The sequence below is a fragment of the Marinobacterium sp. xm-d-530 genome, assembly GCF_013283365.1.
Classification (GTDB): Bacteria; Pseudomonadota; Gammaproteobacteria; order Pseudomonadales; family Balneatricaceae; genus Marinobacterium_E.
Window position 1 is genome coordinate 101788 of sequence record NZ_WBYM01000001.1, and the last position, 14447, is coordinate 116234.

Sequence of the window (14447 nt, forward strand, 5' to 3'; positions counted from 1 at the left end):
TTGCTAGCCGGCTAACATTTACGCCCTCTCTGGAGCGTTTGGAAGATCACGCATCAGTAGCGCGTATTCCATATCGGTATCAAAGTCGAGTGGCAGCGTTACACGGTGTCCAGAACCTGGGGCAACGTGGACTCGAGCACCTTTCTTGTCATACAGCTCATCGAGCTTGAAGCGACGATTACCCTGAGGGGTCATCAACTCAAGTGTGTCACCCACCTCAAATTTGTTCTTCACATCGATAACAAGCTTGCCAGAGTCCGCGTCACGCTCAACCACTTCACCGACAAATTGCTGATGCACACCCACAGAGTTACCCGTTTCATAGTTCTGGTATTCATCGTGAACATGACGACGGTAGAAACCTTCGGTGTATCCGCGGTTCGCAAGATTCTCAAGGACATCCATTAGGCCCTTGTCGAATGGGCGACCAGCCGCTGCATCGTCAATGGTTTGACGGTAAGCTTGCGCGGTTCTGGCAACGTAGTAGTGCGACTTAGTGCGTCCCTCAATTTTCAGAGAGTCGACTCCCATTTCCGTTAAACGATGCACGTGCTGAATGGCGCGCAGATCTTTTGAGTTCATGATGTAGGTACCGTGCTCATCTTCAAAGGCCGGCATATACTCGCCAGGGCGAGTCTCCTCTTGGAGCAGGTAGATCTGATCTGATGGCTTACCTTCACCTAGGGCAGGCTGCTTCTCTTCGCTTGGATCAAAGCTCTGAACGGGAACCACATCACCAGACTCATCTTCCTGAGCTTCATGAGCATCGTATTTCCAGCGACAAGCATTTGTGCAAGTACCCTGGTTTGGATCTCGGTGGTTGATGTAACCCGATAGCAGACAGCGACCTGAGTAGGCGATACAGAGTGAGCCATGAACAAAGACCTCAAGCTCAATATCCGGACACTGTTGACGTATTTCAGCCACTTCATCTAGCGAGAGTTCACGAGACAGAATGATTCGCTCAATACCCGCTCGCTCCCAGAACTTCACTGCAGCCCAGTTCATCGTATTCGACTGAACAGAGAGGTGAATCGGAAGATCTGGATACTTATCTTTGACCATCATAATCAAGCCAGGATCGGACATGATCATAGCATCAGGATTCATCGCTACAACAGGATCGATATCCTTCATGTAGGTACCCAACTTTGAGTTATGCGGCAGAATGTTACTGGCGACAAAGAACTTTTTACCCAGTTGATGCGCAATATTGATCCCCTCTTCAAGGTTCTGAAGAGTAAAGTCGTTATTACGTACGCGAAGGCTGTAGCGCGGTTGACCGGCATAGACCGCATCAGCACCATAGGCAAAGGCATACTTCATATTTCGCAAGGTCCCTGCAGGGGACAAAAGCTCGGGTTTTCGCATCATGTTCTCAAAATTGGTTAAACGGTTTAGCGTGTAAGTGGCACTTCGAAAAGCGGCTTATAGACACTGCCATGATCACCCTCAATGCTCTGAAGCAGCACAATCGAGTCAGCCGGCAGGCTATGATCGATAGGTGGTAACTCTCTGTCGACAGCAAATCGATTGTCCGCTGGCAAGCGTGCCAAGGTGACATGAGGCATAAAGTTCTGATCTTTACGAGCAATGCCAACCTCTTCGGCTAACGCCACTAACTGCTCATGGAGCTTCGTTAGCTGACTATTCTGCGCGGTCATCGCCGCGATCAGGGAGAGTCTTGGGTTGACAGCATAGTAACTGACCTGATCAAGCTGAACCTTAAAACGACTGCCAAAATCTATTTCAGTAGCGCGTTTCTCAAGCTGTTCTATCTGTTCCAGACTGACATCTCCCAAAAAGCAGAGCGTCAGGTGATAGCCAGAAGAATCAAACCAGGTTGCGTCCAGCCCTAGATCAAACTGACACAGCTCATCAGAAAGATTAGCTAGCTCTCGAGCCGTTCTATCAGGAATGCGTAAAGCAAAAAAGGATCTTAGCTTCACGTCTTAACTCAGCCCCATTTCATGTGGCGCGTATTGTGCCCATTGGCAAGGATTTGGACAAGTATTGATCAGTTGCGAATAATTCAACTAACGAATAGCTCCCTCAAGCAGCAGCGTATTGAGCTGTTGTTTGATGTTCAGTAGTTCTGCATTGACCGACTGGCGGCTTGAATCAATGGAGCGGAGGCGATCTTCAATGGTCGCTAAACGGCCATCAAGATCACTGGAATTGGAACCTGCCTTAACTTGTTCAAGCTGCTCTGAAAGCCTTGCTCTCTCGTCCCGCTCAATAGAGAGCTGAAACTCGAGATCACTGTTGAGTTGAGCTACCCGTTCACTCAATTGAGCGATCTGCTTATCTTTACTGGCTACTAGGTCATTAAGTTTGGATAGCTGCTGGTCACGTTTTTGCAAACTGCTATCAAATTCTGATACTGATTGGGACAGTTTATTAACTGACCCTTCGCTCTTTTTAGCTTGTGCTTGAACTTGATCCACACCTGACTGAATGCTTTTAATCGATTCAGCCTGAGATTTAATCAGTTTAGCTTGTGCTTCAATCGTCTTGCCCTGCTTCTCTAGCTGAGGCTTATTGCGCTGATACGAAACGGTCCAAAGCTTAGCGATCTCAGAGTCAAAATGTTTAATACGATCTTCAACACGACCATTAAGCTGTTCTAATCGAGAAGAGAGGGTTTCACCTGACTGGGAAGCCGAAGTGGTTGTCTTCGTCAGCGTTGCATCGGTACTCTCAAGCCATAAGTTCATCTGTTCCAAAAGAACGGATTGTTGATCCATCTTTTGAGTCAGTTGGAAATTCCATACAGCCATAGCTACAGCCACTAGCAGCGCAATAACAGCGACACCCGTTGCTAAGGCACTACTTTTAGGGGAGGACTTAACAGCGGCATTAGTGGGGTTGTTAGGCACTTGAGGTTTTTGCTTTTCAGGTTCAAGAGTGGGCACTGGCTCGGCCAGTTGATCTAAATTGAATCCTGGTTCGCGACGTTCAGACATTGAAGATGGTTCTTACTCAATTAGAAAGGGATACAGTACCAGTTTTATCCCCCCCAAAAAAGAGTGCCCAGCAAAGCTGGGCACAGGTGGAGTACTGATAAGAGCGCGATTAAATCGCTAGGTACTCGTTACGAAGTGCTTCGTTATCAAGAACTTCTTGAGCGGTTCCGTCGAATACAACGTTACCGGTATCAAGGATCACTGCGCGATCTGCAAGCTTCAGTGCAGCAATTGCGTTCTGCTCGACAATCACGGTAGTAATACCCAGCTCTTTGATCTCACGCAGGGTACGCTCAATCTCTTGAACGATAACCGGAGCCAGACCTTCATAAGGTTCATCAAGAAGAAGAACTTTGATGTCTCGACAGAGCGCTCGACCGATTGCAAGCATCTGCTGCTCACCACCTGAAAGCGTGACGCCCTCTTGGTTACGACGCTCGCCCAAACGAGGGAATAGCTCGTAGATGCGTTCGATATTCCAACCTTTAGGAGGCGCAATTTGAGCCAGCTGTAGGTTCTCTTCAACCGTCAAACCAGGAATGATGCAGCGATCTTCAGGAACCAGCGCAATACCCGCTTGTGACGCTTCATACGCTGTCATTTCGTGAATATTTTGGTGATCCAACCAGATCTCACCGCTTTTCAATACTGGGTCATCACAACGTGCGATGGTACGCAACGTCGATGTTTTACCGGCACCGTTACGGCCAAGTAGAGCAAGAATCTCACCCTCATGGATATTGAAACTCACACCCTGAACGATGTACGACTCACCGTAGTAACCATGAATATCGTGGATAGAACAGTAGGTAACCGGTGTACCCAAGTTTTGAGTTCTAACGGCTTCAGTTGCGACTGTATTGGTCATACTTCCGCTCCTCCCAAGTATGCTTCACGAACTTTAGGGTTCACTTTAATTTCATCTGGAGAACCTTCAACGATCACGTGACCTGCCGCCATAACACTCACTTTATCAGCGAGTGAGAAGACTACATGCATATCGTGCTCGATGATGACCATGGTCATTCCATCCGCTTTGATCTTCTTCAATAGATCGATGGTGTTGTTGGTATCGGCACGCGCCATACCCGCGGTTGGTTCATCAAGAAGTAGTAGTTTTGGCTCTTGAGAGAGACACATTGCCAACTCAAGACGACGCTTATCACCACGGCTCATGCTGCCCGCGTGAGTATCAGATTTACCTAGCATGTTGACATACTCTAGGTATTTAGCAGCCTTCTCTTGTAAGTCTGCATCCTGATCAGAACGTTTCCAAGCATTTAGTTTGAATTCGCCATCACGGTGAGCCAACAGTGGGATCATCATGTTTTCCATGATCGTAAGATCAGCAAAGATCTCAGGAGTCTGGAATACGCGCGAAATACCCAACTGGTTAATCTTATGTGGCTTAAGGCCAATCATGCTGTTACCAGAGAACGAAATCGTGCCGTTATCTGGGATCAACTTACCAATGACTGCGTTCAGCAGTGTTGATTTACCGGCACCGTTCGGACCGATGACCGCATGAACGGTTTTCTCTTCAATTTTTAAGTTGACGTCATCCAGTGCTCTCAAGCCACCGAATGTTTTGTTTACGCCAGAGATTTCTAGTACTGACATATAAATATCCTGTTAGCTTGAGTTACTCTTCGCCCTGCTTCGAGAAGCGAGCTTTGATTCGACGGTAACCTTCCATGATGCCACCAGGCAGGAAGATAACGACCAGCATGAAGATTAGACCTAGCGTTAGGTGCCAACCTTTACCTACGAACAGAGACAGTACTGGAACAAGGCCAGAAACCAAGAAGTCTGGTAGGAAATCTAGAGCACTAGTCAGAACTGCACCATCGATAGCAGAGAAGATGTTCTCGAAGTACTTGATAGCTACCGCACCAAGGAACGGGCCAACCAATGTGCCGACACCACCGAGAATTGTCATAAGAACAACCTCACCTGATGCAGTCCACTGCATACGTTCCGCACCCGCAAGAGGGTCCATCGCTGCCATTAAGCTACCAGCAAGACCCGCATACATACCTGAGATTACAAACGCTGCCAGTGCATATGGGCGAGTGTTCAAACCTGTGTATGACATACGGTTTTGGTTAGTTTTAAGGCCACGTAGCATCGAACCGAAAGGTGAACGAGTGATACGTAGAGCAACGTAAAAACCAACAATCAAGAATGCTGCACAGATATAGAAGCCTGCTAGGCCACCAAAGTCTGTCATCTCAATGCCGAATAGGTTGGTACGAGGTACAGCACCTTCAGCTAGAGGCGCATCCCAAGCACGTGGGTCAGCCGCTTCAACCTGCAGACCTGTCTCACCCATCGTAATAGGTGTTAGTACAGAGTAAGCAAGATTGTAACTCATCTGAGCTAAAGCCAGTGTCAGGATCGAGAAGTAGATACCTGTACGACGAAGACAGATGAAACCAATGATCAGGGCGAAGATACCTGACACCACAACACCGGCAACCATCGCTGGTAGGATGTTCAGTGTAAACAGTTTGAAGATCCAAACCGTTGTGTAAGACCCCACACCGATGAACGCTGCGTGACCAAACGACAGGTAACCTGTCTGACCGAATAGAATGTTAAAGCCAATTGCGAACAGACCGAAAATAGCGAAACGCTGCATCAAGTCTGGGTAGGCTGCGCCAAATGGCTGAAGCCAAAGTGGCATTAGCAAGACGGCTGCTGCAAAGCCAAGCAGCATCATCATGTCTGATTTAGGTGTAAATTTATCAATATGCATCTTAGTCCTCCATTACACCCTTGCGACCCATTAGACCACGTGGACGAACGAGCAGTACGATCATTGCAACTAGGTAAATAATTACCTGGTCGATACCTGGGATGATTTGTTTGATTTCGTTCATCGATGCGAACGATTGGAGGATACCGAGTAGGAAACCTGCCGCTACCGCACCCGGTAGTGAACCCATACCACCCACTACTACAACCACGAACGATAGAACTAGGAAGTCCATACCCATGTGGTAGTTAGGAGAGAGTATTGGTGTGTACATCAAACCTGCCAAACCTGCGACGACCGCAGCTAGACCGAAGACAATACTGAAACGTTTGGTGATGTTGATACCCAACAGCTGAACCGTTTGACGATCCGCCATACCGGCACGAACCACCATACCAAAGGTAGTAAACTGCAAGAAGGCAAAGACTGCAGCAATAATAATCGCAGCAAAGCCTAAATAAACAAGACGCCATTTCGGGTAGACAATATTGTCACCTAAGCCGAGGAGTGCGCCGATGTTCGCTGTACCCTCAAACATTTCTGGTGCTGGCTGTGGAATCGGGTTTGCACCGTAAATAGCTTTGATGATCTCTTGAATAACGATCGCAAGACCGAAAGTTACAAGGATCTGATCAGCGTGTGCGCGACGGTAGAAGTGGCGAATTAGACCACGCTCCATCACCAAGCCAATCACAAGCATGATAGGTATAGCGATTAAAATCGATATTGGAACAGACCAGTCGATAATGGCTCTACCCGTATCACCGAGCCAGAGCTCTAAGTATGGGATCTCTTTGAATGCTTCAAAGAAGGTAACCGACTCATCTTTAACTTTTGTTGAAATAGTAAGTACTTCGCGAACTGAAACTGCGACGAAAGCACCCAACATGAAAAGAGCACCGTGAGCAAAGTTCACGACACCTAAGGTACCGAAAATCAACGTTAGACCTAGGGCAATCAGTGCATAAGCACCACCCTTATCTAGACCGTTCAAGATCTGGAGGATTATTGCATCCACAGCTATGAATCTCCAAAAAAGCTAATAAAAAACGAAGGGGTCCCTTGGACCCCTTCGCGTGCCAAGGTGTAATTAAAATTACACTTGGATTAAGACCACTGAGCGCCGCCGGCGAATGGGCCTTCGTTTGGATCGTAAGTAAGCTTCTCACGTGAAACCACATCCAATACTTCAAGACGGTCGAAGTCAGATGTTGGGTTCATGTTACCGCGTACAACTAGGCCATTCTTCATTACCTGGTGGTCCGCTTTACGGTATAGAGAAGCACCGTTACCCATGCCATCGAACTCGTGATCTTCAAGAGCAGCAATAACTGCTTGTGGATCGAAAGTACCTGCACGCTCAACAGCATCTGCGTAAAGCATAGTCTGTACGTAACAAGTGTGAGCTGCCTGTGATGGTGGGAAACCGTATTCCTGACCGAACGACTTAACGAATGCTTTAGAACCTTCGTCAGTTAGCTTCCAGTTCCAGTTAGTAGAACCTAGGATGCCCTTCATGTTGTCGCCCGCACCTTTCGCCATTAGACGAGAGAATAGAGGAACGATGATCTGGAAGTCCTTACCGTTAACTTGCTTATCTTTCAGACCGAACTGAATCGCCTGAGTCAAAGAGTTAACCATGTCACCGCCGTAGTGGTTCAATACAAGAGTATCTGCACCAGAGTTTAGGATTGGTGTGATGTACTGAGAGAAGTCACCTGCACCTACTGGTGTCTTGACGTTGGCAACTGTCTGCCAATTTGACTCAGCAGCCATACCCTTCTCGATAGAGTCCTGCTGTGACCAGCCCCATGAATAGTCAGCTGTCAGGTGATAAACTTGACGGTCTTTACCGTATGCATTGTCCAGTACAGGACGCAACGCCAGTGCAGACTGGTGACAGTTGAACATGTGGCGGAAACCGTGACGACGACGGTCTTTACCAGTTGTATCGTTAGAGTGCGTTAGACCTGCCATGAAGATGGTACCCATCTCTTCAGCTAGGGCCTGAACTGCGATAGCTACACCTGATGATGAACCACCAGAGAACATGATAACGCCATCTTTCTCGATCATACGTTTAGCCGATGCACGTGCTGCGTCAGACTTAGTCTGAGTATCACCAGTTACGTACTCAACTTTCATACCAAGAATACCGTTACCTTTAAGGTTCATTGGTTTCATGGTGTTCATCATGCCGCCATCGCCTTCGCCGTTAAGGTGTTTAACAGCAAGTTTGAATGCGCGTAGTTCGTCTGCACCCTCATCTGCGTATGCGCCTGATTGAGGTACGTTAAAACCTAGGACACACTTACCTGAAGCTTTAGGGTCGTTACGGAACGAACCAGCAGCAGATGCAGTTGGGATGTAGAAGCTTGGTACTGCGATAGCCGCTGCAGAAGCTGCAGTGCCTTTAAGTACCGTACGGCGTGAAACGCCTTGAGTCTTATCAGTCATTACTTTGTAACTCCGTTGTTGGGTTTATTTTTATTACAATCGGAAACTGCAAAGTACTAGAGTCAACACTGAGTGACTACCCTACTAAAGGTTGATTTAGACCAATGTACTAGGAAAACTCTTTCAAGATATGAAATCTCAAACCAACCTATAACCAAAATAAAAATATTAAAGTAAATACAAAAACTTAGCGGTATAAAGAACCTCTTCAACTACTGAATTGTAGACATAAAAAACCCCGAGCGGCTAACCGATCGGGGCTTTAAATTGTTGGGGGATGCTTACATCATGCCGCCCATACCACCCATGCCACCCATATCAGGAGCGCCCATAGCTGGCTTATCTTCTAGAATCTCAGCAACCATCGCTTCAGTTGTGATCATTAGACCGGCAATTGATGCGGCTGCTTGAAGCGACGAACGAGTTACTTTAACAGGGTCGATGATACCCATCTCAAGCATATCGCCGTAGACTTCAGTGCCTGCGTTATAACCGAAGTTACCCTTACCATTACGTACTTCGTTAACAACCACTGATGGCTCGCCACCCGCGTTTGATACGATTTGACGAAGTGGTGCTTCCATTGCACGAAGTGCGAGCTGGATACCGATTGTCTGATCATGGTTATCACCTTCAAGGCTCTCGACAGCCTGAAGCGAACGAATCAGAGCAACGCCACCGCCAGGAACGATACCCTCTTCTACAGCCGCACGAGTTGCGTGAAGTGCATCGTCTACACGAGCTTTCTTCTCTTTCATCTCAACTTCAGTTGCTGCACCGACTTTGATAACTGCAACACCGCCTGCTAGCTTAGCAACGCGCTCTTGCATCTTCTCTTTGTCGTACTCAGACGTAGTATCTTCCATCTGTACGCGAATCGCTTGAACACGAGCGTCGATGTTAGCTTTAGCGCCAGCACCATCAACAATCGTTGTATTCTCTTTGCTGATCTCTACGCGCTTAGCTTGACCAAGCTGCTCAAGTTCAACCGCATCTAGGCTCAGACCAACCTCTTCAGAGATCACCTGACCACCTGTTAGGATAGCGATGTCTTCAAGCATAGCTTTACGACGATCACCAAAACCTGGTGCTTTAACAGCACAGACTTTAACGATGCCACGCATGGTATTAACTACTAGAGTCGCTAGCGCTTCACCTTCAACGTCTTCCGCTACGATAAGAAGTGGACGTGATGATTTAGCAACACCTTCAAGTGCTGGAAGCAGCTCACGAATGTTAGAGATCTTCTTATCAACTAGAAGAATGAATGGATCTTCTAGTTCAGCAACCATAGAGTCTTGGTTAGTTACGAAGTAAGGAGATAGGTAACCGCGATCGAACTGCATACCTTCAACGACGTCTAGTTCGTTTTCGAAACCAGAACCTTCTTCAACGGTGATAACGCCGTCTTGGCTTACACGCTCCATCGCTTCTGCAATGATGTTACCCACTTCAGCGTCAGAGTTTGCAGAGATAGTACCAACCTGAGCAATCGCTTTAGAGTCAGCACATGGCACAGCCATCTCAGCAAGCTGAGCAACTACAGCAGCAGCCGCTTTATCGATACCGCGCTTAAGATCCATTGGGTTCATACCCGCTGCAACAGACTTAAGACCTTCATTAACAATCGCTTGAGCTAGAACAGTTGCAGTTGTAGTACCGTCACCAGCAACGTCGTTAGCTTTTGAGGCTACTTCTTTAACCATCTGTGCGCCCATGTTTTCGAACTTATCTTTAAGTTCGATCTCTTTAGCGACTGAGACACCATCTTTAGTCACTGTTGGTGCACCAAATGATTTTTCTAGTACAACGTTACGACCTTTAGGGCCTAGAGTTGTTTTAACCGCATTTGCTAGAACGTTTACGCCAGCAAGCATGCCCTGACGAGCATCATTTCCAAAGAGTACTTCTTTAGCAGACATTTCTTAGAATCCTTTTAATTTATTCAATTCTTTACCAGTAAAACGAATTAGGCTTCTAATACGCCGTAAATTTCGCTCTCTTGCATGATCAGCAGCTCTTCACCATCTACTTTGATAGTGTTAGTGCCCGCGTACTGACCAAAGATCACTTTGTCACCGACTTTGACAGATAGCTCAACAACCTGGCCATCATTAGTGACACGACCAGCGCCTACTGCGACAACCTCACCTTGGTTTGGTTTCTCTGCAGCTGCACCTGGCAATACGATACCGCCAGCCGAAGTAGCTTCTTCTTCGCTACGACGAACTACTACACGGTCATGAAGTGGACGAATTTTCATCTGGTTCTTCTCCTGAATCTAGGATCCAATACGATGTTGGTTTTTTGTTTAAAGCCAGTGAACCAATAATTCACCGACAATTCTTAGGTGAAATATTTAATTGGGGAGGGGGGAAAAGATTTCAACACCCAAGTTGAAAAAAATTTAAATTTTCAACTTAGGTCTAAGCAAGCCACATGACAAAAGTGCAGGACTTATAAATAGACAACCCAGTGTAAATTAGTGCAATCGTTTGTCGTCGTTATTGCTTGATGGGTCATTCACCTCAACAAAATCACCATCAATGATGTCACTTCTATTTTCATAGAAGGTATCCTGGGAGCTCTGGGTCGATGAGTAAAAGTGTGCTTGCCCACCACTCTTGGTAAACGCATCACTTATGCGTTGTCCGAAAAGATTAAAAAACAAGCCACGAGTGAATGGCAACAGGCAGGAGAAACCAATCACGTCAGTCACAAACCCAGGAGTAACCAAAAGGGCTCCGCCTATCGCTATCAATATCCCATCTCGCATTTCTGATAGCGGAATCTCACCACTCTCAATACGACTGCGAGCTTTTAGCAGAGTCGTCACACCCTGATAACGCAGCATATTAACCCCGATAAACGCTGACAGAAGAACCAGGCCAACGGTATACCAGCCACCAATCGCTTGACCGACCTTTATAAGGATAGTGATTTCAATAACGGGGATTACGATAAAGATAATAAAGAGTATTGGCATGCTGTTCTCGCTCTGTTTTAACCAAGGCTATCAAGGCTTAAAAGAAATCTAAAGAGAACAACAGGTGGTTTAACTTAAATTTACATTCAGGCAATTATTTACATATGGGCTACAACCGAGATTTCGCAGCGCAATATCACTTTTGTGCAGTGATCTTTTACCTATGTCTAATACCTTAGATGGCGGGTATAACCAACTTGAATAAACAATAAATTCAATGACTTAAATGCACAAAAACGGGCTTAAACCTCCACTCTACTAACAATTCTTTTCAATTTTAAAAAAACTCCATAAAAGCTATGGATTTTGCACTGCAGAAGGCTTAGTTTGTGCAGTGCACTAGCTGCAACGCAAAAATAATTGCAACGCAAAATAAAAACAGGCAGCAATCAGCTTTAAGCGCTGAAAATATTAGATTGTTGGTAGGAGTCCGGAAATGGATCTAAAAGATAAAGTAGTAGTGATCACTGGTGGTGGTCGTGGTCTTGGCCGTGCAATGGCACTTGAGCTAGCAAATAAAGGTGCACGTCTTGCACTGGTAGACCTTAACCAAGATGACCTTGATGAGACTCTCAATCAGGTAAAAGCTGCTGGCAGCGATGGCCGCACTTACGTATGCAATGTCTCTAAAGAGGCGGAAGTCGAAGCTCTATTCGAATCGATTGTTGCTGATATGGGTGGCTTAAACGGCCTTGTTAATAATGCTGGCATCACACGTGACGGTCTATTCATCAAAGTAAAAGATGGCGAAATCGTCTCGAAAATGAGCATGGATCAGTGGAACCTAGTAATGGATGTAAACCTTACTGGTACTTTCCTTTGTGCACGTGAAGCTGCTGCACAAATGATCAAAAACAAGCAAGAAGGCTGCATTATCAACATCTCTTCTATCTCGCGCAGTGGTAACATGGGCCAGACCAACTACACCGCGACTAAGGCAGGTGTTGAAGCGATGGCCGTTACTTGGGCGAAAGAGCTTGCTCGCTACGGTATCCGTGCAGCATCGATTGCACCCGGCTACATCGGTACTGAGATGGTTATGGCAATGAAAGAGGAAGCACGTGAGAAAATCGCTGCAGGCATTCCGGCTAAACGTCTTGGCAAACCTGAAGAGATCGCTCACACAGTCTCTTTCATCCTTGAAAACGACTATGTATCAGGTCGTTGTTTCGAGGTTGATGGCGGTCTTCGAATCTAATTCGAATCGCTCTCTAAAAAAGCTGGCTTCTGCCGGCTTTTTTATTGCTTCATTTACCGTTCATACACAAATTGATAGCATCAAATTTACATTTTAAGGATGCTAGAAAAAATGCTAACAAATTGGATCGACACCCTTCGAGTTTATAAAGATAAGCGCCTACTTTGGGTCTTCTTGATGGGGTGTAGCTCCGGCTTCCCCTGGGTTCTAATCGGCTCCAACATGAGCGGTTGGCTCAAAGATGAAGGCCTATCTCGAACCGCCATCGGCTTCTTCGGTTCTATCTTTGCCGTTTATGCATTTAACTTTTTATGGGCCCCTTTGGTCGATCGTGTTCGTCTGCCGGTTTTAAGTCGTTTAGGACAACGCCGCTCTTGGATATTTTTATGTCAGGGCATCATGCTGTTTATGATTCTTCTGATCACTCAGGCAGACCCAAGCAGTGCCTATTCGGCGATGGGAGAACCAACCACAGAGTCTGGCAAAGTGCCGGGCATGCTCTACATCTCACTGATCGCATTGATGATTGCCATCGCATCTGCCACCCAAGATATTGCAGTCGATGCCTTTCGTATCGACCAGTTTGATATCAATGAAACCACGAAGATGCCGCCCGCTTCAGCCATGGCCGTTGTCGGCTGGTGGACTGGCTACTCGCTTCCAGGCTACCTAGCCTTCGTGAATGCAGACTCAATGGGATGGAACGGTGTCTACGGTGTTATGGCAGTGATCATGGGGCTACTAATGGTATTTACTCTGTTAGTGGGTGAGCCGGTCGATCGCCGCTCCAACCTTCAGAGCAAACTGGAAGAGAACTACCAAAACCGTTTTGGTTTAGGTCGCTTCGCCAGTTGGTTTGCAGTTACGGTCATTGAACCCTTTGCCGATTTTATTCGCCGAAACGGTCTATCGGTAGCCATCACCCTAATCGCCTTTATTTTTATGTTTAAGATTGGCGAGGCTTTCTTGGGCCGAATGTCAGTGGTCTTCTATAAAGAGGTTGGCTTTACCAACGAGCAGATTGGTGAATACACCAAGATGCTAGGCTGGATAGCGACGGTAGTATTCACACTCATCGGCAGTGCCATCAACGTTCGCTTTGGTGTGCTTAAAGGGCTTATGATTGGTGGTATCGCAATGGGTGCATCTAACTTAATGTTCGCACTGATAGCAGAAGTTGGGCCAGTAGAGTGGCTATTTGCAGCAACCATTATCGTCGATAACTTTACTACCGCCTTCTCAACAGTTGCCTTTGTAGCCTTCCTAACAGCACTGACAGGACGAGCGTTCAGTGCCACTCAATACGCCCTACTCGCGTCGTTGGGTAACCTCGGTCGCACAACACTGGCAAGCTTCAGTGGCACCATGGTAGATGGACTTGATGGTAACTGGTCACTGTTCTTTGTCATCACCTTCTTGATGGTCATTCCATCACTGGTCATGCTTTGGATGCTGCGCGACAAACTAGAGGTAGCTCAAGCTAAGACTCTAGAACAGAATCAACGTGAGCAAAGCTGATCTCTGCCCTTCTGAAACAAAAAAGCGACCTCTTTTCAGACGTCGCTTTTTTATTGAGCGCGAACTCTAGTCGCGGAAGTTTTTGTACTGTAGAGGCAGTTCAAAATCTGACTCACGCAACAGCGCCATCACCGCTTGAAGGTCATCACGCTTCTTACCGGTGACACGCAGCTGTTCGCCTTGCACTTGCGTCTGAACTTTCAGCTTTGAGTCTTTGATCAACTTACCTAGCTTCTTATTCGCCGCCTGATCTAGACCTTGCTTAAGAACAATATTCTGGCGAGCCTGTTTACCATTCTGCTCAGCTTTTTGAATGTCCATGCAGTTTGGATCGATCTTACGATTAACCAACTTTGCTCGCAGTACATCGATCATCTGCTTTAACTGGAAGTCCGCTTCAGCTACCGCTTTAACCGATTCACCATCTAGCTCAAAACTGGCATCCACGCCCTTAAAGTCAAAACGTGTTGAGATCTCACGATTCGCTTGATCGACCGCATTAGCCACTTCATGAGAATCTACTTCAGAAACAATATCGAACGATGGCATCGCCCTCTCCTCTCT

Annotated in this window: 14 protein-coding genes; 2 read left to right on the forward strand and 12 right to left on the reverse strand. The window is 46.7% G+C overall.

What is annotated here, in order from left to right; genetic code table 11:
* Positions 1-18: 18 nt before the first annotated feature.
* From yegQ to XMD530_RS00610, 11 genes are all read right to left on the reverse strand, one after another.
* Positions 19-1371: a tRNA 5-hydroxyuridine modification protein YegQ gene (yegQ, locus tag XMD530_RS00560; protein ID WP_173483372.1), complete on the reverse strand. Its 1353-nt coding sequence runs from the start codon at positions 1369-1371 to the stop codon at positions 19-21.
* A gap of 26 nt (positions 1372-1397) precedes the next feature.
* Positions 1398-1949, reverse strand: a complete 552-nt coding sequence (gene thpR, locus XMD530_RS00565; RefSeq protein WP_173506535.1) for an RNA 2',3'-cyclic phosphodiesterase — start codon at positions 1947-1949, stop codon at positions 1398-1400.
* A gap of 87 nt (positions 1950-2036) precedes the next feature.
* On the reverse strand, positions 2037-2966 hold the full coding sequence (locus XMD530_RS00570; protein ID WP_173506536.1) for a hypothetical protein: 930 nt from the start codon (positions 2964-2966) through the stop codon (positions 2037-2039).
* 109 nt (positions 2967-3075) lie between these two features.
* The gene (locus XMD530_RS00575; protein ID WP_173498904.1) at positions 3076-3834 is read right to left on the reverse strand and encodes an ABC transporter ATP-binding protein; all 759 of its coding nucleotides are present in this window, start codon (positions 3832-3834) and stop codon (positions 3076-3078) included.
* Positions 3831-4586: an ABC transporter ATP-binding protein gene (locus tag XMD530_RS00580; protein WP_173483300.1), complete on the reverse strand. Its 756-nt coding sequence runs from the start codon at positions 4584-4586 to the stop codon at positions 3831-3833. Before XMD530_RS00580 ends, XMD530_RS00575 begins: the two co-directional genes overlap by 4 nt.
* Before the next feature lie 22 nt (positions 4587-4608).
* On the reverse strand, positions 4609-5724 hold the full coding sequence (locus XMD530_RS00585; RefSeq protein ID WP_173506537.1) for a branched-chain amino acid ABC transporter permease: 1116 nt from the start codon (positions 5722-5724) through the stop codon (positions 4609-4611).
* A 1-nt stretch (position 5725) separates the two neighbouring features.
* Positions 5726-6742, reverse strand: a complete 1017-nt coding sequence (locus XMD530_RS00590; protein ID WP_173506538.1) for a branched-chain amino acid ABC transporter permease — start codon at positions 6740-6742, stop codon at positions 5726-5728.
* An 89-nt stretch (positions 6743-6831) separates the two neighbouring features.
* A complete protein-coding gene (locus XMD530_RS00595; RefSeq protein WP_173506539.1) occupies positions 6832-8181 on the reverse strand; it encodes a substrate-binding protein in 1350 nt (449 codons plus the stop codon).
* 281 nt (positions 8182-8462) lie between these two features.
* Positions 8463-10103, reverse strand: a complete 1641-nt coding sequence (groL, locus tag XMD530_RS00600) for a chaperonin GroEL (protein ID WP_173506540.1) — start codon at positions 10101-10103, stop codon at positions 8463-8465.
* Between the two features lie 47 nt (positions 10104-10150).
* Entirely contained in the window at positions 10151-10444 is a 294-nt protein-coding gene (locus XMD530_RS00605) for a co-chaperone GroES (RefSeq protein ID WP_173480542.1), read from the reverse strand.
* A 219-nt stretch (positions 10445-10663) separates the two neighbouring features.
* Positions 10664-11167, reverse strand: a complete 504-nt coding sequence (locus XMD530_RS00610) for an FxsA family protein (RefSeq protein ID WP_173506541.1) — start codon at positions 11165-11167, stop codon at positions 10664-10666.
* Positions 11168-11603: 436 nt separating this feature from the next.
* Here XMD530_RS00610 and XMD530_RS00615 point away from each other — a divergent pair, with 436 nt between their 5' ends.
* Positions 11604-12365 carry an SDR family oxidoreductase gene (locus XMD530_RS00615; protein WP_173506542.1) on the forward strand — a complete coding sequence of 254 codons (762 nt, stop codon included), beginning with the start codon at positions 11604-11606 and terminating at the stop codon, positions 12363-12365.
* Between the two features lie 111 nt (positions 12366-12476).
* Positions 12477-13883 (forward strand): MFS transporter, encoded by a 1407-nt coding sequence (locus XMD530_RS00620; RefSeq protein WP_217364136.1) that lies wholly within the window; start codon positions 12477-12479, stop codon positions 13881-13883.
* A 66-nt stretch (positions 13884-13949) separates the two neighbouring features.
* Here the strand turns inward: XMD530_RS00620 and XMD530_RS00625 are convergent, their stop codons facing one another.
* Complete coding sequence (locus XMD530_RS00625; protein ID WP_173506544.1) at positions 13950-14432, reverse strand: YajQ family cyclic di-GMP-binding protein; 483 nt, start codon at positions 14430-14432, stop codon at positions 13950-13952.
* Positions 14433-14447 lie beyond the last annotated feature (15 nt).